Below are 21552 nucleotides of genomic sequence, written 5' to 3'. Positions count from 1 at the left end.
GAACAAATTTCCCATGAATGTAGTACTATCTTAATGAAATGGATATATTTAATTTTACTTTCACTGTTATTTAATAGGCAATTGTAGTATCTTATTATAAATTTAAATTACATATCGCCAAATTCATCCTATTAACAATAGAAAAAATTCATAAAAATAAAAACATTTCATAACTTTTTAAGCACTTATTAATAAAAAAAACCCATTTTTCTAAAAATGAGGGCGTAATGAGTTAAAAATCTTATAGTTTAGTTTCTATATCTTATTTGTCTAATAAATATTGAATTCATTTTTAAGTATTTGATGATATTGTTTCTCTGTTATTTCTTTTTTAGTTTTCTTTCCATGCCGGGTTTCTGTAAAACTTTGCTTAGTAAGTGCAATATGCCCGTGTTCAATTAATTTGCAAATAATATTCCCCCTTATTTACTGGCGATTCTGGATGCTCTATAACCATGTTTTGTATAGCATTTACTTTCTTTTCATTAATTGCATTTAAATAAAAAGCATAACCGATAGACCAGGTATCACTAAGATCCGAATCAAAAAAATGTGAAGTTTCTCCATTTTTTCCTTTTTTCATTTCTAATACATGGGTTCCTTTCTCCGTATTTTGTTTACGAACACGATATTCGCCCGTTACAGAAGTCACGCTGGCACCATTAAAAGGTACAGGATATAAAGGAAGATAGGATGCGAAACCCGCATCTATTATATAGTTTTGATGTTGTAAAACGATAAGTGCGTGGCCATCATCAGGGTTCCACTTTCTTGTTTTTGGATCATAAAGAGTTCCAGCTATTCGATACACATTAAATCCACAATCACACAAAAAATAATATAATAAAGAATTAATTTCATAGCATAATCCGCCACGCTTCTTTAAAAGTAACTTTTCTTCAATGTTTTCTCTAGAAAATTTTTTCGTATTTCCTTCCATAATGTCTATGTTTTCATAAGGTAATAAGTGCCCCATCTGTAAAAGAATTGTATGTAAATCTTCAAATTTCACATTTTCTCTTGGTGGAATTTTTAATTTTGAGAAAAAATTTTTTTGTAATTCAGTTAACATTATATATCTCCTCCATTTACAGAAATCATATATATACCTATATATTACGACCATTAATTATATGTGGCGTACAGCTTGATTAATACACTTTAGAAGAGTGTGTAGCACTAAATATTAGCGGACATTAAGGATCAAGTGCTCAAAAATCCCTTAATATTTATTCAAATGTATGTTTTTAATATTTTGGTATCTGTACTAATCCCCCAAAGCTAAGTTGATAAGAATTTTAAATGTAATGTCTAAAAGTGTACTTTGTGATAAATCGAAAAATAGAGAATCTTAGATGCAGCTATTTTTAGATAAACAACTATATAGCCTTTAATCCTTCTATTTATACATATAATACTCTTTATATCGTTCAAACCTCGATTTTTTTGTTTTTGCTGGTATTATGGGTGACCTTAATGTTTTAGAGGGTGCTGCTTGCTTTGGCATTTCTAATACTCCACGTTTCTTCAGCTCTCTATACAAACTACTCACTTTGCACCCTACTATTTTCGCAATATCTGGATATTCAGTCCCTTGATTAAATAATTGAACTGCTTGTTTACATCTTTCATCCCATTTTTCTTCTGTCGATCGATTTTTAACTGATTTTTTGTCTAGCTTGATACACTTTCTTTCTAGATTCCCCTGCTCGGCATTATACTCTTCTGTATCTCCTTGACGATTACAATGCTCCTCCCTCTGTAATCGTATCATTTGTGCTTTTTTCGCAACTTCTTTCATGTTTCATTCACCTCATTTTGTTTGATAAATTTTCACATCCTACTGCGTTATCTGCAATTCCTACTAGTATTTCAGATAATTCTTTTAAGAAAGCCATTAATACTTCTATTCCTTATCCCTTCTATCACAACTTTTAATTAATTATTTACAATCCAAATTAAATTAGCTGTTTACTCAAACTACTTACGTAACATCAAATTGGTATACATTTTTTATATGTAAATATCCATTCCTTCTTGATGGCAAATGAAACAAAAATTTCTTTAAATCTTTATTAGTGATAAGTTTTAAAGAACAGTCCACCTTGGTTATAGTTTTACATAATTGTAAACTATAGTAAATTGATATTATTAACATTGAATATTCTTAATATTAATTCTATTTATACACATCAACAAACAAAACATTAATATTAATTTCTACTAGTTTTTGTAAACATATTAAATTATCGCCTTTTTATGGATTTACACACCTTGAATTTATATATTGTATTTTTATAGTATTAATACCTTTTTGTATTTAATATTTCTTTTACGAATACAGGTAATCTATCAAATATAGTGAATCTGAATAAGGGATATGAAGTTTATACATCTTCTTTAATTTCTATAATTACTAATTCAGAAAATATATAAGTAACCAACTATTTATCAATGTGTATAACAATTGCCCTCGACTCTTCAAGTAACCCATCAAAATTAATTTGTCTTTCAATAATTCCCTTTAGGCGTTCACCTACTTTTTCAAAAAGCATCTTTATCTTGAATAAATCCTTTTTAGGTTCAAATAAATATTTTGTTCAAACTTGTGCGTGCACTAAAAAAATACAAGTGATTTTATCAGAGTCACCTTGAATTTCTTGCACACCTAGTGGAAAGAATCCGTTTTTTACTAACGGGTTCTTTTCATTATTCGTCATACTACAACTAGATTGTTACATTTTTTTACAGCTCACCTTTACTTGAATAAATATTCCGTTCTTATAGATCTTTAAATCCTCTTTTCTTTAATGTTTTTTCGTTATTTGAGTCTATTCATGTAAATGCATTATTTATTTCTCCCGTATTCAATCGCCTTTGAACCTGTCGGTATAAGGTTTCTCTAGAAGTATAGTCTAGGATACATAGGATTTTTGTGTACGAAAGAAAGTATCGTAATTTCAACCAAAAAACTTTTATTTACCTATGTTAAGTTTCTAAATTTGTATTGATAATTCTTGGCTTTAGAAGTATTCTATACATATTCAAACATTTGAAGATGTATAGAATACTTCTGAAATGTTAAATGTAAATAAATACTAGAGGTGTTTTAATGGGAACTGAAATGCAACAATTTAAAGCAGATTTCTTTAAAGCTTTATCGCATCCTTTACGAATAGGGATTTTGGAAGTTCTATCAGAAGGGGAAAAAAGTGTAAATGAAATTCAAAGCATTCTTAAAAAAGAAGGTTCTGCAGTTTCTCAACAATTAAGTGTATTACGAGCGAAAAATATTGTTGTTGGCACTAAAGATGGAAAACGAGTATTATACTCCCTTCGAGATCCTATGATTATGAATTTATTGGTGGTTGCGCGGAAAATTTTTAACAATCATTTAATTGATACAATTTCTATGTTAGAAGAGCTAGATGAAGCAGAAAGCGAAATGGTAAAGGAGGAATAAATTGAGCAATGAGGCTAAAAGAGAAGATATCATCCAACATGGAATTGAGATATTTCACTCTATAGGAGCTCATCACGTTTGTAATGTTTGCATTAAAAGTGGATATTCTTGTTGCTTTTCATGTCAACATTTACAAGATGGTATTGGATGTCAAAAAAGGAATACAGCTTGTACAGCATGGTTATGCGGCATTCAGAACTTTTTGTTTGATCAAGTAGGATTATTAGAAGAATGGAATAGTTTTTGGGCTGATATTCCAGGACAGATGTTTCGTAGAGATATTACCCCAGATAAAGTAAAAGTCACATCGTTTATTGATACGAAAAAGCTAGATAGTCGGGCTGGAGAACTTCTAGCGGAAAAATTACAATTCCATGTACAACAAGGTGGAGATATAGGGAAATTAGAACGCCATTTAAGCAAAACTTATAGTAAGTATTAGGATGTCGTTCTCTTTTATAAAAATTAAATTCTCCTGTATAAGCGAATGCGAAACATATTTGTAATCCGGGTTTATTAAAAATAGAAAAGAAGGGTTTGTAATGAGAGGTTTATTTACGGGAAGGTTTAAAGGATATTCATTAGAGCATTTTCAAAAAGATCTTCTTTCAGGACTGATTGTTGGAGTTGTTGCGATTCCTCTTGCTATGTCTTTTGCTATAGCTTCTGGTGTAAAACCAGAGTATGGAATATATACAACATGTATTGCAGGAATACTTATTTCTCTATTTGGTGGTTCAAGGTATCAAATTGGAGGACCTACAGGTGCTTTTGTTCCCATACTTTTAGGAATTGTCATTACTTATGGGTATGAAGATTTACTACTTGCTGGTTTACTTGCTGGAATTATCTTATGCCTTATGGGGATTTTCAAATTAGGTTCGCTGATTAAGTTCATCCCACGTCCTGTAACAATTGGTTTTACGTCAGGTATTGCTGTTATTATATTCACTGGGCAAATTGCTAGTTTTTTAGGTTTAACAGGCATAAAAAAACATGAGGCTTTTATAGCAAACTTGAAAGAAATCAGTACTCATATCGGTACCACTAATTTTTATAGTGTAGTGACTGCTCTGATTTGCTTTTTCATTATACTCATAACACCCAAAATTTTGCCAAAACTACCCGGTTCATTAGTAGGTATTGTGATTTCAACTGTAATTGCAACTATATTTTTCTCAGGTCATGTGCCTACTATTGGTACAGCATATGGTACGATTCCAAATGCACTACCGCAATTCAATATACCTGAGATTACAGTAGAACGTATCCAACATTTAATTGGCCCTGCATTTGTTATTGCTATGTTGGGGGGCATTGAGTCTCTTTTATCTGCTGTTGTTGCAGATGGTATGACAAATAGTAAACATAACAGTAATAAAGAGCTTATTGGTCAAGGAATTGCTAATATTGTTACTCCGTTATTTGGAGGAATTCCGGCAACTGGAGCTATTGCGCGCACAGCAACTAATATTAAAAGTGGAGCTGTTTCACCCATGTCCGGTGTGATTCACGGATTTTTTGTGTTATTTACACTTCTACTGCTAGCTCCATACGCTTCGCACATCCCACTTGCTACCATGGCTCCTATTTTAATGGTTGTAGCTTGGAACATGAGTGAGCAAAAGCATTTTGCTCATATACTTAAAATGAAGACAGGGGATTCTCTTGTATTATTGGTAACTTTTTTCCTCACTGTATTTACCAGTTTGACAACAGCTGTGGAAATCGGTCTTATTTTAGCTATTATTTTATTTACAAAACGTATGAGTAATATGCTTGTCATGTCAAAAGTTCTTCCTGATCATACAACAAAGAATGAAAAATTATTACCGCATGTGGTAAATAAAGCTCATGATTGTCCGCAAATTAGTATTTATACAATAGAAGGGCCATTATTTTTTGGAGCTGCACAAACTTTTGAACAAAACATTTTAGCAACGATTCATTATAACCCTAAAATATTAATATTACGTATGGGCAAGGTTCCTTTTATTGATACAACAGGCGAATCCTACTTTAGAAATATTGTTCAACATTTTAAAAACCAAGGTGGCGTACTTCTTATTTCGGGGACACAATCAGAGTTGAAAACAACACTAACTAAAAATGGATTATACGCTGAGATTGGAAAAGAGAATTTTTTTGATCATACAGGAGACGCAATTAACTGTGCTTTAAGACATTTGAATACAGCAAAATGTGAAGGGTGTAAGCATTTTGCTTTTCATGAATGCGCTCAGCTCTCCCAGCAAGGCCAGGATATTAATACAATCAAAAACAAATCAAATGCATTAGAATTTTAAAAAATATATTTTATATACAAATTTACTTGTTTTGAATTACTCTTTTAAATATTTTATTACAAATAGAAAAGGATAATATTTAATTTGGTGAATGCGAAGAAAATTTTTATAAAGTTTGAACAAGAAGGATTTTCATACATTCAAAAAATGATCATTGCACAGCAAGAAGAGAATATATTCCTTACATTTCAATGCAAAAAAAATTGTACAACTAGTACCCTTTCAATAGATGATAAAAAGAATTACGAAAAAGCTATATCGTTTTTTTCTCATGCTTCTGGTGGTGTAATTATATGGGGAATAGATTCAAATAAAAATAATAATGGTGTTCACATAGCTAAAAAAATTCAACCTATCTCTAATGGAAAAGTATTTTTTAGTAATCTAAATGATTTAGTATTTAAAAATTCTAACACTACAAACCAGGATGTTAAGAATATATATTCCTTTTCCTAAAAAAATAAACCGTGGACTTGTAATCACCTATGTCCCCAGGAAAGACTATCTGTTAAAACTTAATGACTACTATACAAAGACCAGGGATAACTTTGCAATGATGATGGGACAGATTCTATTAAATGATATGTTAGAAAATAGAAAATTATTAAGGGAATCACTATAAATCATGCATATAAAGGAACCCTCTTGCTTTTACAAGAGGGTCTCACTTTACATTATTTTATTTCGGTATAAAGATAAATAGAAAACTGTCATTTGAATAAAGAAAACACTAAATACAATGTATAAGGGATATCCTGGAATATACATATTAAAAATAGGAGAAAGCACTAAAAATCCAATTGCGATGATTAACACATACCATACTGAAACAAATGCTGTACGACAAGCTCTTTCAGTAATTAACTTTTCACGTTCGTCTTCTAGGGGAAACAATAGTGGATACATCAGATATGAAAGGGCGTTATATTTCTTCCGCTGTATTTTATAAAAAATTGTTATTACAATACCTATAACTAATAAGAATAAGACTGGTGTAATATTTAATGATACTTCAAAGGCTACTTTCTTAGCTTCAATAATATTGGCAAGTTCTATAATGCCGTAATAAAGTTCAATGAATACCCAACATGCTAATGCCATAATAAGTACATTAATCACATAAGAAATCATCAATCTATTCATCCTCTTCTTCCTCCTTATTTAATACAAACACTTCTTCCATCTTCAAATCAAACACATCACAAATTGACAATGCTAGTAATAATGAAGGGACGTAATCCCCTTTTTCAATTGCTGCGATCGTTTGCCTCGTCACTCCAACTTTTTCAGCTAATACACTTTGTGTGAAATTAAAACGAGCTCTAATTTCCTTTACTTTGTTAAAAATAGTCAAGTTCACCACCTCTTACCTTCAATGTATACCATAATTAACAAAATGTAAAGTTAACTTAACATTCATTCCGCTAAAAATCCAATTTTATAAAAAGCGGTACCACCACATATTCATTAATTTAAAAATTGTATAGTGGTCCTAAAACAAAACGCTGATTACGTGCTCTAAGGCTGAATTATTTGATATAGCAGTAAAATTCAAATACTCCTCACCTTCCAATAGAATCAATTAATAACGTCGAAAAATCAAGTGAACTCTTGCTGTTCGAGTCGTTTAGGTACCCGAAGCCCCCAAGAAAAAGAAGAAACCATATTTAAGTCTTAGGAAAGAGATAAACATTAGAAAAACTGTCATTAAAAATTCAAGTAAACTCTCTAAAAAGTTTTACAATCAAAGCAGAGAGACTTTGATACAGGAGGCGCCAATTTATGAATCGAATTGAACGTGAAGAGAAAACAATTAGCATTATGATTGATATGTATTGTAAAAACGAACACAAACAAAATACTCTATGTGAAGAATGTCAAAAATTAAAAGATTATGCTTATTTTCGTTTATCAAAATGTCCATTTCAAGAAAAGAAACCAGCATGTCAAAATTGCAAAATTCATTGTTATAAACCAGATATGAAAGGTTTAGTTAAGGAAGTTATGAAAAAGAGCGGACCGAAAATGATTTTAAAACATCCATATTTCACGCTCATGCATGCTATTGACACAATGAAGAAGTCTCCTGACTTACCAAAAAGAAAGAAGTGTAAAAAAAAGCGATTTGTCTAACAAACTAGTTTTTTTATTCCTTTTCTACTAAAAAATTATATGTGAGTTTTAAATCCTAATTGCTTCACAACATGTTCAGCTGTGCATTGCTTCTGGATCATCTTTAAAATAAAAGTATTTCGAAAATGTTATGCAGAGATCCCTTTCCTCAAATTTGCTTGCTTTATCTCCAAACTAATCATTTTTTTGAATAGAGATTTTCGTGAGAAATCTTGGTACATCTTCATCATAACTCCAAAGATAGGTTCCGAACCTAAAGTGGCAAAAAACAAAGAGTGAATTATCGCTGTGATATATTGGGTCACTAGTTCAGGAATAGATAATGTATAGTTCTAAAAATGCAAATGTTTCATTCGTAAAGCAACAAGCTCATTTAGAGATAATCCGTAGTCTATATGCTAGATGTTTTTTAGGAGGGTTATCCTATAGTAGTAGATTAGCTTTTATTTGCTATTTTCTCCTCGACAACTTTATCGATAAGATTATCAATAACTTCCGTACATCTTATAATAAAATCCGCATCCTCACGAGTAGTATCACTATTGCTAATACGTTCAATAACTTCTGTTCCATATTCCCTATCTTCATCTGTTTTTGCTAAATATCTTTTGTAAGCCCTTACAACTAGTATTGCTTCTTTTTGATCCATATCAATTTGGCGTAGCTCATCATCAAATCCTTCCAATGAAATCCCTCCTGTTTGTAAATAACGAATTCTATTTAATTATATTACAATATAAAAATTTATTGTTGTATTATTTTTGTGAACTTGTGTAAAAGTGTAAATGTCCACGTTTATACTTTTACACATTAAGAACGAAATTACATGGAAGAATATGCAGTTGGATATGAAAAGCAATATTCATTTGACTCTAGTGAAGAAGGATTTATAAAAGGTGAATATAACAGTGACTTTTAGATTAAACAATATTTATTATATATCGAGTCGATACTATAACTCGATGCTGCTGAAAACGGGATATAGTATTTAAATCAAAGGAGTGGGGAAATGAGTACACAATATAAATTAAGGAAACTAAAATATCTAATGGATTTCAAAAATAGTATAGGTAATGTATATAAAAAGATCACTTGTCTTGGAAACAAGTGATCTTCTCATTAGATAAATTGCTACTTGCCAACAGCAGGTAGTTGTTATCCTATTCATATGTTCAATAGATATTATATCACATTTTTTAGTTATATAGCCGTAATTGTTTCTAATGAAATGAAACCTATAATATTTCAAAAGGTACCATTAATTATATTTAGCACTTTAAAAATGCAATTTTGAACCTTTCGAAGCACTAAATTAGCTAGATTTTAATAAACTTCAAAAGGTGTACCTTTTAGTACACATAGTTTCTTTTTTTGTTACTAATTGTATTTTAATAAAAAGTCATTAAAAACATTGATATGGATTTTGTTTACTCCTTGTGCTAAAGATAACTTTTTACATAGTAAAGATTTAATATTTTGCACGCAATCTTTTAAAAATCCACATTTTTTTGTAAACGTTACATATACCTATATATGGGCGACCGAAGAATTTTATTTTTTCATGAAAAGATAGGGAATTCTATCGCCTTTTTATAGAAATTGTCGTGCGAATCGAAAAGGGATTGCATACAACCTTGATTATCTATCTGTCATAGAAGGAAAATGTAGAAAAACTATTCAAGTTGATGGATGTGGTCCTACCGAATGTTTACCAGATTATGAAATCACTTGTCATCATGTTGTGTTTCAGATTTTAAAGGGGTACGGCAACGATTCTTTACTTTTTGAGCCACTCAAAAAAATGTACTACATAAGCCTTTTTTCTAGAAAGAAAGTAGTGATACAAGTACTAAATAGCACCAAAATAAAAATCAATAAAAGGAGGCAGTAAACATGAAAGATTCTTATAATACAAATGAAGTAAATCCAACATCCTTCACGTTATTCGATTTGGATGATTACTTAGATCATAATGTAGATAATGTATTACACGGTCCTATCGGTTTATTTGCTAGATTTGAGGGGTACGCTCCACTAGGTTCTTGGAAGTTCGATCAAAGTTATGTTCCTACCCCAACTTCTGCCCAAATACCTAGCCCTTGTAACGCCGGTAATACTTTCTACTCCACATGTGAACGGCGACCAAATAACGCTGGTGTTTGGAAGGTAGAGACATCCAATTTAGTCGCAGGAGGGACAGATGTTTATGAACAAATCGAAGACGTTGTTCTACAAACTCCGATTATTGCTGAGCAACATACATATCAAAATGAATCATCTTTACAACAAGCATATGTAACTCCCACCTATACCGATACAGTGACTACCAGCACGACAAACACAACAACAAACGGATGTAAAATAAATCCAAAAGCTAGTATTTCGCGTAAATCAAGTTATAAAGTCAAGATTACGGATAAAGAAAGAGGATTTGATCTGGAAGTAGGTGCAGAATATAATTTTACTAATACAGAATCAAACACAGTTACGAAAACTCAGTCTGTAACATCTCCATCATTCACGACACAAGTTCCACCCTATACTACTGCGATTGTAACAATTACATTAAACAAAGGATATTATGCCAATTATAATGTTCCAGTCGAAGTTGATTTATTTGGGAGATTCAGGAATCAACACGCCAAACACTATGATCCGAACGACCCACTTACGTACAACTATTTTGATCTATATCCTTTCGTGGAATTAGTTCAAACCTGTTGTAAAAGTTGTAGTCAATGTGTGTCAAATACGATTCGCGCTCTTCCTGACAATAAAACAGTTCGTTTTAATGGAACAGGGTCATTTATAGCGGATATAGCATCAAATAATTATGTCGTAAAGACTCAATTTGTTGACAATAAAACAAGGGCAACCATTTCGGAACAAGTAGAATATATACCAGCTATTTATACAAACCCAGTTATCAAGACAGTCACCACATCTGAATAGACGACTCGAACAAGTAGAATTACGATTAGGCGTCAACTCCCTTTTTTATGTATAAGAACCCCGGTTTATAAACCGGGGTTTCTTCTTGGGGTCCCACCACATCGCTATCAAGCTAAGACTTTAAGGTACCCCCTAAAAGATAATTTTTTGCCCAATTAATCCACTTAATGGATATTGCATTGTTTGGGATGTTGCAGAATCCTTATAATAAGGATTTTTTTTAAAAATCATATTTAAGCAAAAGAGAACTCTTAAATTAAAATTAGAATAGTAGAAGGCCTTCGAAAGAATGCTTTATCTATTTCTGAATAAAACACTGATTTGAATTATATTTCTCAATAAACAAAATATGTAAATGAGATAAAATAAACTTTATGAGATATATTTAGGGGTCACCACGCTATTTTGAGGATTTTTACGTTTAGACACAAGTTGACCTTTACGATGTATGTTAAGAGCTAAATTCTCAAAAAAACTATATTTATGTGTTGAAAGGATTATCAGAGCTGGAAATTATAATCTACGCTACTTAAAAAAATGTTTTTAGTAATTATTTTTATTAATATAACTAGGAGGGGTAATATGAAATTAATATCAAAAATAGTAATGACCGCGTTAATAGTATTGAGTACATTTGCATTCAACTTAGGTGGACAATTTGATAAGAGTTTTCTTTCTACCTCAAAAGCATATGGGGATGTAATCAAGGCACTTCCACAAAATGCGTCAAATATAGAGTTAGATTATGCTCCTGTGTATGACTACGACAAAGACGGGTGTTATGCGACTGCAGCAATTTCTCCAGATGGCATGACTAATCCTGGCCTAAAATTGGGCGGTGACGTGAACGGTCACTGTAGAGATCTTCGCCAACTGGAAAATTCAAACACTTATTCTCGGGCCAAATCAAATAATGGTTGGACTGCTATTATGTATGCGAGTTACTTTGAGAAAGATCAAGCAACTTTGGGCCCTGCTGCGATTGGACATCGACATGACTGGGAACACACAATAGTTTGGGTTAAAGATGGTCTGGTTCAATATGCAACTTATTCAGCACATGGTAAATGGTACACTAACCCTCGCTCAGATGTTAGATTCAGTGGAAACCACCCAAAAATTGTATACCATAAGGACGGCGGCTCGACACATGCTTTTCGCCTGGCTAATAGCAATGATGAGCCGCCAGAAAACCATTATCACCAGTGGCTCCATTTACCAATGGTTGGTTGGAATGGCTATCCAAGCCTAGCTATTCGAGAAAAACTAATGACTACGGACTTTGGATCTGCAACAATTGAGATCAAAGATGGAAGATTTGAAAAAGCTCTTGATAGCGCAAAGCCACCCATTAACTTCGACCCTTACGCACCGTAACTGGAAGATGGTGGTACTTATCAAATAGTTTCTACTTGGGTAGAACCACATCGCTATCAACCTAAGAAAAGCAAATACCCCAAAACGAAAAAATGGACTGAAATCTCATATACACCTATGAAAAGACCAAATTTTCTTTTTGGGGCGCTTCAAAATGTTAGCTAGATGAATCTGTTTCGTAACCTCTACTATCAAATTTGCGTACGCTTTATATAACTACTAAAAATCCCTATCGTATATCCTAATAAACCGACAACTAAGATATCTCCACCATTTGTAAAAAAAGAATTGGATAGAAGGATGGATGTTTTTTCATTAACAAATAATTGCTTTATAAATGGTGTGATTGCCAATAGACGTACTAAAGCATAAAAAAGGATAACTTGCCAACTTGTAGTGGAAGCGTCCTTAAATATTATTTTTTGACGTTCATCGCCCTTTGATAAACCTCCACCTTCTCCTGCTAAGTTGCGTGTAAATAAGCTAAATATTCCAACCAAAATAATTATTAAAATAATTTCCATTCTAATCTTTCCTTTACAAATAAATTTATTGTTTATGCATCCAAATTAAGAATTACGCCTTCCAACAAACATATGACTAATTTGGTAAACGATAGGATATAAAAAGACTAAAAAAATTAACGGTTTGTTATGCATATGGTTAAAGTTCCATGTTCCTTCTGATATAAATAAAATACCTACAGTTAATACATACATAATAAAACAACAAATTGCTAAGCTTTTCTGTCTGATATGTAAAAACATTTCATCGATAAAATGAGCGTTCTCTTTTTTACCTTTTAAAATTCTCTTCATGAATAATGATTGCAAAATGAGCGTAGCTACAAATAACGTGGTGATAGAGAGCTGTTGCTTCTGATACCACTCAAGCGCAAGTAAACCCATAATCAAAATGTAAAAACTAGTAAATACGATATTAATTCCATTCTTCATTTGTTTTTTCTCCTCATCTAGCTTTTATAAATAAACAATTGATCAACTGTTACACCAAGATTTTTCGCCAAACTAAAAGCAAGTTCCAATGTAGGATCATATTTATTATTTTCTATCGCATTAATCGTTTGTCTTGAAACATGACATAATTTAGCTAAATCATCTTGGGAAAATTTTTTCTCCTTACGTAAAATCCGAATTACGTTCTCCATTTATATAAACATCACCCCTAATTTTGTCAAAAACTTTTTACATTATCAGTTTACCTACTTAAGTAATGCATGTCAAAAACTTTTTACATTTATAAGATAAAAACGATGCTTCTCCTACATTTTAGATAGAAAAAAAGCCATCCTTTCCTCTGATTCTACAGAAAGGATAGCCTATTTTTTTGTTTTATGTATAAAAAAACTAGATTGAAAGAGCTTTGTTTTGATCTCTATTACACCAATTAATCAAAAATAAAATAATTCTTCAAATTTTTTATCTAGCGCTATACAGAGTACTAATGCTAACTTTGCAGTTGGACAAAATTGTCCTGTTTCAATAGAACTAATTGTTTGCCTAGATACTCCTACCATTTCAGCTAATTCTCCCTGTGATATTTTTTTCTCAGCTCTTGCTACTTTCAAACGATTTTGCAGTACTAATTCATCTTTCAATTATCATCCCTCCAGAAAGAAAACTATGGCACTTGCAATTGTACTCATTATTGCTAAAATGCTTGCAATAAGAAATTTTTGTTCTTTTAACTTTCTAAACTTATAAAAGCTTGTACTAGCTATATAACCAGAAAAAATTGAAATTAATTCGTAACTTTTAATACCATGCATCAATTTCCAAGAACCGAAAAATAGGACTAAAACAAGTACAGCTATTAAGCCGTAACTAGATGAATCTAATTCTATAAGTTCTTTACGTTCATCTCTCCCCATTTTTTTGTATTTTCTTAATATCTCTTCTTTTTGCATGATTTGTAACCACCCCTTATTAATTATATATTTATTGTACAGTTTTATTATCATTATGACAAGTTAACTTGTCATAATGATAATAAAACTTGTCCTTCAAGTTTAGAGAAATACAATTGGCAAAGATATAAAATTTTCATTATGGGGGTAATTAAGAAGCTTAGGTTGCTAGCGATGGGGTACCGCTAGCATTTCAGAAAAAAAATGCTAAGCAAAAAACACAATAAGCTGTCCATATGGACAGCTTATTTACATAATTATCGTTATTGGAAGTCAATTTGTTTTATTTAGTTCTGTATCGTACAACACCGAAATGTCATTCCAACCATATGCTACATCGTCTACTACTGTTTCTCCAAACGTACTGGTTCTGCGAATATATTCCTTTCCACTCATTCGTTTATAAAAACCAAGTCCAGACTTATTTTGCTCCATGACCCATACCAACATAGAATGTATACCGCTTTCCTTAAAGTGCCGAGCAACAGCTGAAAGAAGCTGTCTGCCTACACCGAAACCTCTACAATCCTGTAAAAGATATAGTGCATATAATTCACCAGTAAAATGTTTCTCCTCAATGCTTCTTCCTGATGCAAAGCCTACAATTTTTCCTTTATCATTCATGGCAACATATATAAACGAATCATTCTCTTTATCCAAAAACTGATTCCAGCGTTTTTCAGCCTCTTCGTATGACAATTTATCGAGATATTGATCTGGCACTAATCCCCGATACGTAGTTTTCCATCCATCAACATAGACCTTTGCTACACCTTCTATATCCTGTTTACTTGCTTTTCTAATCTTCAAATGAACCACCTTACCTAAAAAAGAAATTTATAAGAAATGATTATACCATTAGCGACAGAAAGATGGTCAAGAGGTTTCATCCGAAAAAAATCGTGTATAATAGTTGAAGAATCTATTCCGATGTATAGAACACTATACTATTCGAAATAACATCAGAATCTAGGAGAGATATAATGAACGATACGCTTGATCTATTTCGTTACCATGTTTGGGCTAATAAAAGAGTTTTTGATCATTTAAAGAAACTTCCTGATGATCTGTATCGTAGACCATTAAAAAGTGTATTTCCTACCATCAGCGACGCATTAGCACATATCTATTCTGTGGATAACACTTGGATAAGCATAATGTCCCATGAAAGTCCTGAGGACATTTATGCTGCAATGACGAGCTCGCGTGAAGAGGTAAACGATGCCACGCTCGATGCATTTGAGGCTTACTATGATAAAATAGCGGCTCGATATGAAGAGTTTATTTTGAACCATCAGTCTGATTTAGAGACAATATCTGAGTATCCGCTTAAATTCGGTGTGTTGCGAGCTAATTACAACGATCTTATTAGGCACGTGGTTAATCACGGCACATATCATCGTGGTAACATTACTGCAATGCTTAGACAAATGGATTATGAAGGTATTTCCACAGACTATGGATTTTACCTTTTTGAACTGAAACGATGAACACTCCTTCGGGAGTGTTTCTTTATAAATGTCGTTCTCGATTTGTCTCCGAAGTATTTTCTCCGGTATTTTCTTCACGTTTCCAATCGTTACATTTAAATCTAGGGCGAATTGATGCCGATCTATGATATTCGTAAATTTAACTCCTTAGCGTATATTTTCGTTAAAATGTTGGCTGTACGCTTTTTTAGTTAATTGTATATTCTATACATATGAGGTTAACATAATGTCTCATTATTGGTAGCAAGGAAAACGCACAAACTTTTGATACAATTGAGTTTGTGCGTTTTCTTTTTTTATTATTCTATGCATCATTTTATACATACCTATCCTGGCTTGGGTTTTAGGGTACTCGTTTGTTACTCGACTAGCTAAAAAACTGTATAAAAATTTGCATGCTCTTAGCATGGTTTTTTTCCGAAATGCTGGCGGTACTCCAGTAAGTATTACGTAGCAATTGTGGATATGGCTTGTTTATAAATTAATTGTTGTTTTCCATTAACAATCATAAGAACAGTAAACCGATCTGTTCCAACAATTTCTCCTGGTATTCTAACTCCACTTTTTAAAAATAGGGTAATATTCTTTTTTTCTGTTTTTAGTCGTTCATAGTTTTCTTCTTGTAAGTCCCTCATTTTTTCCATCCCCTTTATTGTTAAAATAAATATATAACTATCGTACCACATTAGAATTGAAAAACTGCTCTAGTACATATTTCGCAAGAAATCTATCCAAAACAAACAATACACTTTCCATTTAGCGGATTAATTCAACAGAAAATCAAATGTAGACTAGTTTGGATTGGTTATAGTTTTTTATTAATTAATACGGTACGTGAAATTATTTTAATCTGTATTAAAAAAGCCCCCATAGATCTTACACCTATGAGAGCTACCTAAGGGTATTTTGATTTTAGACTCCATTCTATTGTAACAGGCTCTCACCATACATGAGAAACATAATGAACCAAAAACAGACCATCATAATAAGAAATTCTTTAAACCCTTGCTGAAAACAATATACAACCTTCTTCCATTCTACACACCCCTTTTCTCTACAACTTTTTATATGTTAAAACATAGAGGAAAGAAACCTGCCAATTTCTTTTCCTGATGACCTCTCATGCCTTTACACTTTGTTTTCTTTTGCCAATCAATATCTTTATTTTACATACTTATACTTGTTTCCCAGCATCACAAAACATAAACTCTTTAACTCTCTTGACTTTGCTTTATTAAAAATAGAAGATTGTTCATCACTTTATTGATTTTTCGATCTATTCTCTGTTTCCCCTCTTAACAATTTTATAACTAATAATCCATTTTATAAAGGAGCTTGTAAAATAGCAGTTTATAAAAGAACAAGTAAAATATAGTAAGAATTTTTAATATCATTCTTATATTTATACAATTTTATCGTCATTGTATACACCAAATACTTTTAATTAAACTAAAAGTAATTAGATATTATTATATATACTATTTCATCTATAAATTTGTTGTAAAACTTTAAAAAATAAACAAGAGTTTTTTCTCTTCAGGGATACCTAGTCTTGTACGTCAAAGTTACGGTATTAAACAGGTATCTAATTCTGCTATTAACTATTGATTTAATAGGCTTTATGAACTTTTTCTTATTGTTAGGCCGGAATACTATTTGATATCTAACAAACCTTTGAATAAAAACCTTAAATAATTAAATGTTAGGACAGAATAGCATTTAATATTGGTTATACGCTTAAGACTGAGGTATTCTAAATATACAGCAAATATAACTAAATTCAATTTTAAGTTTCTATTAATTTTTAATTTCTAAAACATGATTTATTAAATCTAGTATTTTGTCTCTTTTTGTTAATTTTTAGGGAGACTTAGTATATCTACTAGAAGATTCCCTAGTTTTTTATTTAATTAGACAAACTGTACTTCTATTAGTTGAATAGATACAATTAAATTTTATTTTTTTATTCCTTGAACTACTGCTACTACATAGATAATATTTTGCTTTAATATATTATCTATTGCTTTAAGCATTTATTGGAAATCTTTTATGTTAACAATTATTTGATAGGCTAAGATTAACAGGATGGAATTTCATAGTATTACATTTTTTACTTTTTTGAAGCAGGATTTGTATATTATTGTACCCATAATATATAACCTTTCATTGTCTATCCTTAAGGAAGTCCGTCATTCTAACAGTTAATATGCAAAATTGTATACTTGCATTGTATTCCTTTAAATCTAACAAAATAATATTAAATTCTTTCTTCCATTTATTTTTTCTTTTAATATATTTTAGTTCAAAGTATGATCGTCACACTAATAAATGCCTAAATCTATTGCCCCTTCTCCCCTATATACATTTCATATCGAATTATAGATGTATATTATTCAGAAATCTGGCCCATACTAATCACATGAAACCTAAAACTGAGTTTTTAAAGCTATGTCTATTTAATATTTAAACAACACATTTAATCTCCGAATAACCCTCATTATTTTTCATTTATAAAAACAACCTCATTTGAGATTCACAACCTAACAAATAATATCAGCACCCTTTTAAAATTCAAGTAATACATACTATGCAAACTTTTATACAACAACAAAACGCTACTTTAACGCATAGCGTTCACATATAAATAAAGCTTTTTATTTGCTTTTTAGGCATATGTAATATAAAAACCGTACTTAATTGCTAATTCTATTAATGAAAGCTTTGATTCTATTGCAAATATCTAGTAAAATTCTTATATCAGCAACAAACTTCTAATATTAATAGTTAGTTTTAAAATAATTTCCTACGTACATTAATGTTGTATAAATACTTGTTCACTTCCAATAATAAACGCTATTAGAACGAATAGCGTTTATTATTGAAAAAACATTAACGCTAGATGTATAGACTAACTTAATATATAAGTATGTATACAAACAAACTGATATGAGTACAAATGATTAGATGGCTGCCTATAAAAATTTCTACTCTTAAAGGAAAGATCTTTTCAAGAACGAATCAATATCTAACCCACAAATAATGGAGGTGTGAAGTTTGGAATATGGATATTTTGCACAAGAAGTAGCAAAACAACTAGATATAAACACCAATACACTTCGCAGATGGTCAATTGAACTAGAAAAAATGGAATATATATTTGAAAGAAATGAGCGTAATCAACGAATTTACTATGAGAATGATATAGATATCTTAAAGCAAATGAAAGAATACTTAAATCAAAACTGGAAACTAGAAGAAGCTGCAACAAGAAGCATGGAAAACACTGAAGAGAACGCTCAGAAAACGGATGGCGTTCATGAGGAAAATGAAGTTCAAGTAACGCTCAGAAAACGTTCAGAAACTGATATTTTGATGATTCAAGAAAAATTTTCTCACATGCTTGAGCAACAAGATAAAATTGTACAACAGAACCAAGATATCATTAAATTGTTATTACAGGAACGCTCAGAAAAAGAAGACAAAGATCTACAGATTCAGTTATTACAAGAAAAACTGGATAAAGCAATTGAACTATTAAATGAAGATCGCCAAGAACAGCAAGATAACACCAAAAAAACGTTCATTCAACGTTTATTTAATCTAAATTAAATCATATATACGTTTTTTATCAAATATATCTAATTGAGCAAAAAAAAAAGCGGTAGTTACCGCTTTTTTTTGCTCATCCTTACAACACGAATAAGTAGTTTTGTAAAAAAATTTCTATGACATATTTTTTCTCGTTTAATTTCGAAGAGTGTAGTTTTTTTACAACTTGTGTGTGTTACTAATCCTAACTAGAATAAACAGCCTGTGATACATGATGCTATTATAAGGGGTGATTAATTACATAAACTTTCTACTAAAATCATCAAAAAGCATCATGTCATTGGTAAAGAATACTTATAATTCAGTGGTATACTCAAAAATAGAAAGTTTGTAAAAGCGATTAGTGACATGTCTTGGTCACAATTTCAAACAATGTTGAAATATAAAGTAAAGTGGTGTAGTGAACAATTAGTTGTAATATCTAAAACATTTGCTTCTAGTCAATTATGTTCCAATTGCAACTATAAAAACATAGATGCTAAAAATCTAATCATTCGTGAGTAGGATTGTCCTTATTGTGGCACACATCATGATAGAGATCGTAACACAGCTCTCAATCTTAGAAATGAAGCTAACCGTAGGAATTATCGGGATAGCCCTACTGAATTAGAAACCGTTTGGCTTCTGTACTTAGGTATCCATTACCTCAAGGATACTAAGTGCTCAGTTGTCCAATATATTTTGCTTAACATATCTTATTGGACCTTTCTTATGGATTCCAAAAACTCTCTATATCGCTAATAGAAATATGTTAATCCTATTTCCTAAAATTAGTTAAGTATTTTCTTTGTCAATTTTTAGGGAAGATTGACTAATCCTCTAATTTCTTAACCACATAATAAACCTGTATAGGAAACTCCATGCTTTTTCTAGTCTTCTTTAATTCATTTTGCCAGACTAAATTTTTTCATATAAATGTCATCAAGCACAGCATTCATTATTATTAAATCCTATGCGTTATAAACGCTATTATTAAAGGCCATATCTTTACTTCTAAAGTTACATTATGTCCTTAAAGGAAAACTACTATATTTATGCACTGAATCTCTAATGAACGCTATGCGTTCATTATTTACAAAACGTTAATTTAACGTTTTGTAAGCGCTCATACCGTTTTTTCTTATTGTATTAAAATACTTGCCATCTAATTTCCTTACAGATCGTTTCAAGTTCAAAACACTAAACACAGAAAATTTTCCACTCTTTAATTTGTTAGGCCGCTATCACATAGTTCCTAGGCCTTTTAGACGATTCGTATCGCTCTTATTGCTAATAATATATGTACCACAAGAAGAAACACGCCCATTAATGTCTATATATCCGTAATCAAACGTTGAAAATAGTCAACTAACATAAACTGTTTTTAATTTAACAACTACTTTTTTGTCATGCCACTTTGCTTTAAATACTTCATAACATTATCAATCTCTATGCTTCATTTAGTCAGATTCGTTATTATAACGTTCATTAATTAGTACAATATAGAAAAATACAACTTTATTATGTGGCTATTAATTGATACACCCGTAATCAAATTTTATATATTGCTTTAGCATAAATTATGTTCTTTAAACAACCCAGAGTATTGACATTAAAGAGATAAACGCTAAAAAAACGTGTAGCGTTCACATTAAAAATCACTTAACTTAAAGACGATTTTAGCATAACGTCAACTACATATCTCTTTGTCCTTTCTTATGAGACACTAGGATACCTTATATATTTCCAAACTACTTTGATATATTTGTCAGATTGTATTTGTTATATTAAATTTAACGAACTTCCCGAAAGAATTCTCCTTCCTCAAGCGTGTGAAGGACGTAGCCCAACGATAGGTGGGAGATGAATTTCGGTTTAGCGTAGCCAAAAGGTTTTCCTTTTTATTTTGCCTCTGATAAAATCAGTCTTATAAAGAATAAAAGTTGGTATACGAATGAAGTTAGATAGCAATAATCATTCCGTATTATTGTTGTATTATCATCTTGTTTTGGTCGCAAAATTTAGAATAAATGTGTTTGATGCTGATATGTCAGACTATGCAAAAGATATGTTTGTTCGACTATCTGAAAACTATAACATCACATTAGTTGAATGGAATCATGATGTAGACCATGTTCATATTTTGTTCAAGGCACACCCTAATACAGAAATGACAAAATTCATCAATGCTTATAAAAGTGCAAGTTCTCGACTTATTAAAAGAGACTTTCCACAAGTGAAAAAGAATCTTTGGAAAGAGATGTTTTGGTCAAAAAGTTTTTGCTTGCTAACTACTGGTGGTTCGCCAATAGACGT

At 31.2% G+C, this 21552-nt stretch carries 19 protein-coding genes and 5 pseudogenes; 11 read left to right on the top strand and 13 right to left on the bottom strand.

Features of this window, described 5'->3' with window-relative positions:
* Positions 1-270: 270 nt before the first annotated feature.
* Positions 271-1072: pseudogene (locus DN400_RS22040) on the bottom strand (arylamine N-acetyltransferase family protein).
* Positions 1073-1399: 327 nt separating this feature from the next.
* Positions 1400-1801: a hypothetical protein gene (locus tag DN400_RS22035; protein WP_147801937.1), complete on the bottom strand. Its 402-nt coding sequence runs from the start codon at positions 1799-1801 to the stop codon at positions 1400-1402.
* 1311 nt (positions 1802-3112) lie between these two features.
* Here DN400_RS22035 and DN400_RS22030 point away from each other — a divergent pair.
* From DN400_RS22030 to DN400_RS22015, 4 genes and pseudogenes are all read left to right on the top strand, one after another.
* Positions 3113-3463, top strand: a complete 351-nt coding sequence (locus DN400_RS22030) for an ArsR/SmtB family transcription factor (RefSeq protein WP_000536400.1) — start codon at positions 3113-3115, stop codon at positions 3461-3463.
* Position 3464: 1 nt separating this feature from the next.
* Positions 3465-3905 (top strand): DNA mismatch repair protein, encoded by a 441-nt coding sequence (locus DN400_RS22025; RefSeq protein WP_147801936.1) that lies wholly within the window; start codon positions 3465-3467, stop codon positions 3903-3905.
* Between the two features lie 100 nt (positions 3906-4005).
* Positions 4006-5769: a SulP family inorganic anion transporter gene (locus DN400_RS22020; protein ID WP_098237119.1), complete on the top strand. Its 1764-nt coding sequence runs from the start codon at positions 4006-4008 to the stop codon at positions 5767-5769.
* A gap of 84 nt (positions 5770-5853) precedes the next feature.
* A pseudogene (locus DN400_RS22015) lies at positions 5854-6391 on the top strand (hypothetical protein).
* A gap of 47 nt (positions 6392-6438) precedes the next feature.
* Here DN400_RS22015 and DN400_RS22010 read toward each other — a convergent pair.
* Together DN400_RS22010 and DN400_RS22005 are read right to left on the bottom strand one after the other, a co-directional pair.
* Positions 6439-6912 carry a DUF2178 domain-containing protein gene (locus DN400_RS22010; RefSeq protein ID WP_029442955.1) on the bottom strand — a complete coding sequence of 158 codons (474 nt, stop codon included), beginning with the start codon at positions 6910-6912 and terminating at the stop codon, positions 6439-6441.
* Positions 6905-7123: a helix-turn-helix transcriptional regulator gene (locus tag DN400_RS22005; protein WP_000151822.1), complete on the bottom strand. Its 219-nt coding sequence runs from the start codon at positions 7121-7123 to the stop codon at positions 6905-6907. Before DN400_RS22005 ends, DN400_RS22010 begins: the two co-directional genes overlap by 8 nt.
* 428 nt (positions 7124-7551) lie before the next feature.
* On the opposite strand from DN400_RS22005, the gene DN400_RS22000 reads away from it, so the two are divergent.
* Complete coding sequence (locus DN400_RS22000) at positions 7552-7902, top strand: nitrous oxide-stimulated promoter family protein (RefSeq protein WP_147801935.1); 351 nt, start codon at positions 7552-7554, stop codon at positions 7900-7902.
* 35 nt (positions 7903-7937) lie between these two features.
* Here DN400_RS22000 and DN400_RS29995 read toward each other — a convergent pair.
* Together DN400_RS29995 and DN400_RS21990 are read right to left on the bottom strand one after the other, a co-directional pair.
* Positions 7938-8297: pseudogene (locus DN400_RS29995) on the bottom strand (integrase); the annotation flags it as partial.
* 41 nt (positions 8298-8338) lie between these two features.
* Positions 8339-8587 (bottom strand): hypothetical protein, encoded by a 249-nt coding sequence (locus DN400_RS21990; RefSeq protein ID WP_147801934.1) that lies wholly within the window; start codon positions 8585-8587, stop codon positions 8339-8341.
* 1208 nt (positions 8588-9795) lie between these two features.
* On the opposite strand from DN400_RS21990, the gene DN400_RS21985 reads away from it, so the two are divergent.
* Positions 9796-10854 carry an ETX/MTX2 family pore-forming toxin gene (locus tag DN400_RS21985; protein ID WP_147801933.1) on the top strand — a complete coding sequence of 353 codons (1059 nt, stop codon included), beginning with the start codon at positions 9796-9798 and terminating at the stop codon, positions 10852-10854.
* A 582-nt stretch (positions 10855-11436) separates the two neighbouring features.
* Positions 11437-12228: pseudogene (locus tag DN400_RS21980) on the top strand (NPP1 family protein); the annotation flags it as partial.
* A gap of 194 nt (positions 12229-12422) precedes the next feature.
* On the opposite strand, the gene DN400_RS21975 reads toward DN400_RS21980, so the two are convergent.
* From DN400_RS21975 to DN400_RS21950, 6 genes are all read right to left on the bottom strand, one after another.
* The gene (locus DN400_RS21975; RefSeq protein WP_147801931.1) at positions 12423-12755 is read right to left on the bottom strand and encodes a hypothetical protein; all 333 of its coding nucleotides are present in this window, start codon (positions 12753-12755) and stop codon (positions 12423-12425) included.
* 45 nt (positions 12756-12800) lie between these two features.
* Positions 12801-13187, bottom strand: coding sequence for a hypothetical protein (locus DN400_RS21970; RefSeq protein WP_147801930.1), 387 nt, complete (start codon positions 13185-13187; stop codon positions 12801-12803).
* A gap of 17 nt (positions 13188-13204) precedes the next feature.
* On the bottom strand, positions 13205-13399 hold the full coding sequence (locus DN400_RS21965) for a helix-turn-helix transcriptional regulator (RefSeq protein ID WP_087996227.1): 195 nt from the start codon (positions 13397-13399) through the stop codon (positions 13205-13207).
* Between the two features lie 243 nt (positions 13400-13642).
* Positions 13643-13849: a helix-turn-helix transcriptional regulator gene (locus tag DN400_RS21960; protein ID WP_000651002.1), complete on the bottom strand. Its 207-nt coding sequence runs from the start codon at positions 13847-13849 to the stop codon at positions 13643-13645.
* Positions 13850-13852: 3 nt separating this feature from the next.
* Positions 13853-14158, bottom strand: coding sequence for a DUF6442 family protein (locus DN400_RS21955; protein WP_001168333.1), 306 nt, complete (start codon positions 14156-14158; stop codon positions 13853-13855).
* Positions 14159-14431: 273 nt separating this feature from the next.
* Positions 14432-14977 carry a GNAT family N-acetyltransferase gene (locus tag DN400_RS21950; protein WP_255477993.1) on the bottom strand — a complete coding sequence of 182 codons (546 nt, stop codon included), beginning with the start codon at positions 14975-14977 and terminating at the stop codon, positions 14432-14434.
* Positions 14978-15141: 164 nt separating this feature from the next.
* On the opposite strand from DN400_RS21950, the gene DN400_RS21945 reads away from it, so the two are divergent.
* Positions 15142-15648 (top strand): DinB family protein, encoded by a 507-nt coding sequence (locus DN400_RS21945; RefSeq protein ID WP_001000186.1) that lies wholly within the window; start codon positions 15142-15144, stop codon positions 15646-15648.
* 446 nt (positions 15649-16094) lie between these two features.
* On the opposite strand, the gene hfq is transcribed toward DN400_RS21945, so the two are convergent.
* The gene (hfq, locus tag DN400_RS21940; RefSeq protein WP_147801928.1) at positions 16095-16283 is read right to left on the bottom strand and encodes an RNA chaperone Hfq; all 189 of its coding nucleotides are present in this window, start codon (positions 16281-16283) and stop codon (positions 16095-16097) included.
* 2419 nt (positions 16284-18702) lie between these two features.
* Here hfq and DN400_RS21935 point away from each other — a divergent pair.
* The 3 genes and pseudogenes from DN400_RS21935 to tnpA form a co-directional block, all read left to right on the top strand.
* Positions 18703-19257 carry a MerR family transcriptional regulator gene (locus tag DN400_RS21935; RefSeq protein WP_000455688.1) on the top strand — a complete coding sequence of 185 codons (555 nt, stop codon included), beginning with the start codon at positions 18703-18705 and terminating at the stop codon, positions 19255-19257.
* 237 nt (positions 19258-19494) lie between these two features.
* Positions 19495-19836: pseudogene (locus tag DN400_RS21930) on the top strand (RNA-guided endonuclease TnpB family protein); the annotation flags it as partial.
* A gap of 1354 nt (positions 19837-21190) precedes the next feature.
* Positions 21191-21552 (top strand): IS200/IS605 family transposase (gene tnpA / locus DN400_RS21925; RefSeq protein ID WP_147801927.1); only part of this gene is annotated, 362 nt, incomplete at its 3' end.

The sequence above is a fragment of the Bacillus sp. AR8-1 genome (assembly GCF_008042345.1).
Lineage (GTDB): Bacteria > Bacillota > Bacilli > Bacillales > Bacillaceae_G > Bacillus_A > Bacillus_A cereus.
The sequence above is the reverse complement of the archived record's forward strand: the minus strand, read 5'-3'. Positions and strand labels throughout refer to the sequence as shown.

Bases quoted from the DNA above. Each gene is read 5' to 3' on its own strand.
- DN400_RS22030 (WP_000536400.1), top strand. From the start codon at position 3,113: ATGGGAACTGAAATGCAACAATTTAAAGCAGATTTCTTTAAAGCTTTA.
- DN400_RS22010 (WP_029442955.1), bottom strand. From the start codon at position 6,912: ATGAATAGATTGATGATTTCTTATGTGATTAATGTACTTATTATGGCA.
- DN400_RS21975 (WP_147801931.1), bottom strand. From the start codon at position 12,755: ATGGAAATTATTTTAATAATTATTTTGGTTGGAATATTTAGCTTATTT.
- DN400_RS22035 (WP_147801937.1), bottom strand. From the start codon at position 1,801: ATGAAAGAAGTTGCGAAAAAAGCACAAATGATACGATTACAGAGGGAG.
- DN400_RS21970 (WP_147801930.1), bottom strand. From the start codon at position 13,187: ATGAAGAATGGAATTAATATCGTATTTACTAGTTTTTACATTTTGATT.
- hfq (WP_147801928.1), bottom strand. From the start codon at position 16,283: ATGAGGGACTTACAAGAAGAAAACTATGAACGACTAAAAACAGAAAAA.
- DN400_RS22020 (WP_098237119.1), top strand. From the start codon at position 4,006: ATGAGAGGTTTATTTACGGGAAGGTTTAAAGGATATTCATTAGAGCAT.
- DN400_RS21945 (WP_001000186.1), top strand. From the start codon at position 15,142: ATGAACGATACGCTTGATCTATTTCGTTACCATGTTTGGGCTAATAAA.
- DN400_RS21965 (WP_087996227.1), bottom strand. From the start codon at position 13,399: ATGGAGAACGTAATTCGGATTTTACGTAAGGAGAAAAAATTTTCCCAA.
- DN400_RS21985 (WP_147801933.1), top strand. From the start codon at position 9,796: ATGAAAGATTCTTATAATACAAATGAAGTAAATCCAACATCCTTCACG.
- DN400_RS21955 (WP_001168333.1), bottom strand. From the start codon at position 14,158: ATGCAAAAAGAAGAGATATTAAGAAAATACAAAAAAATGGGGAGAGAT.
- DN400_RS22000 (WP_147801935.1), top strand. From the start codon at position 7,552: ATGAATCGAATTGAACGTGAAGAGAAAACAATTAGCATTATGATTGAT.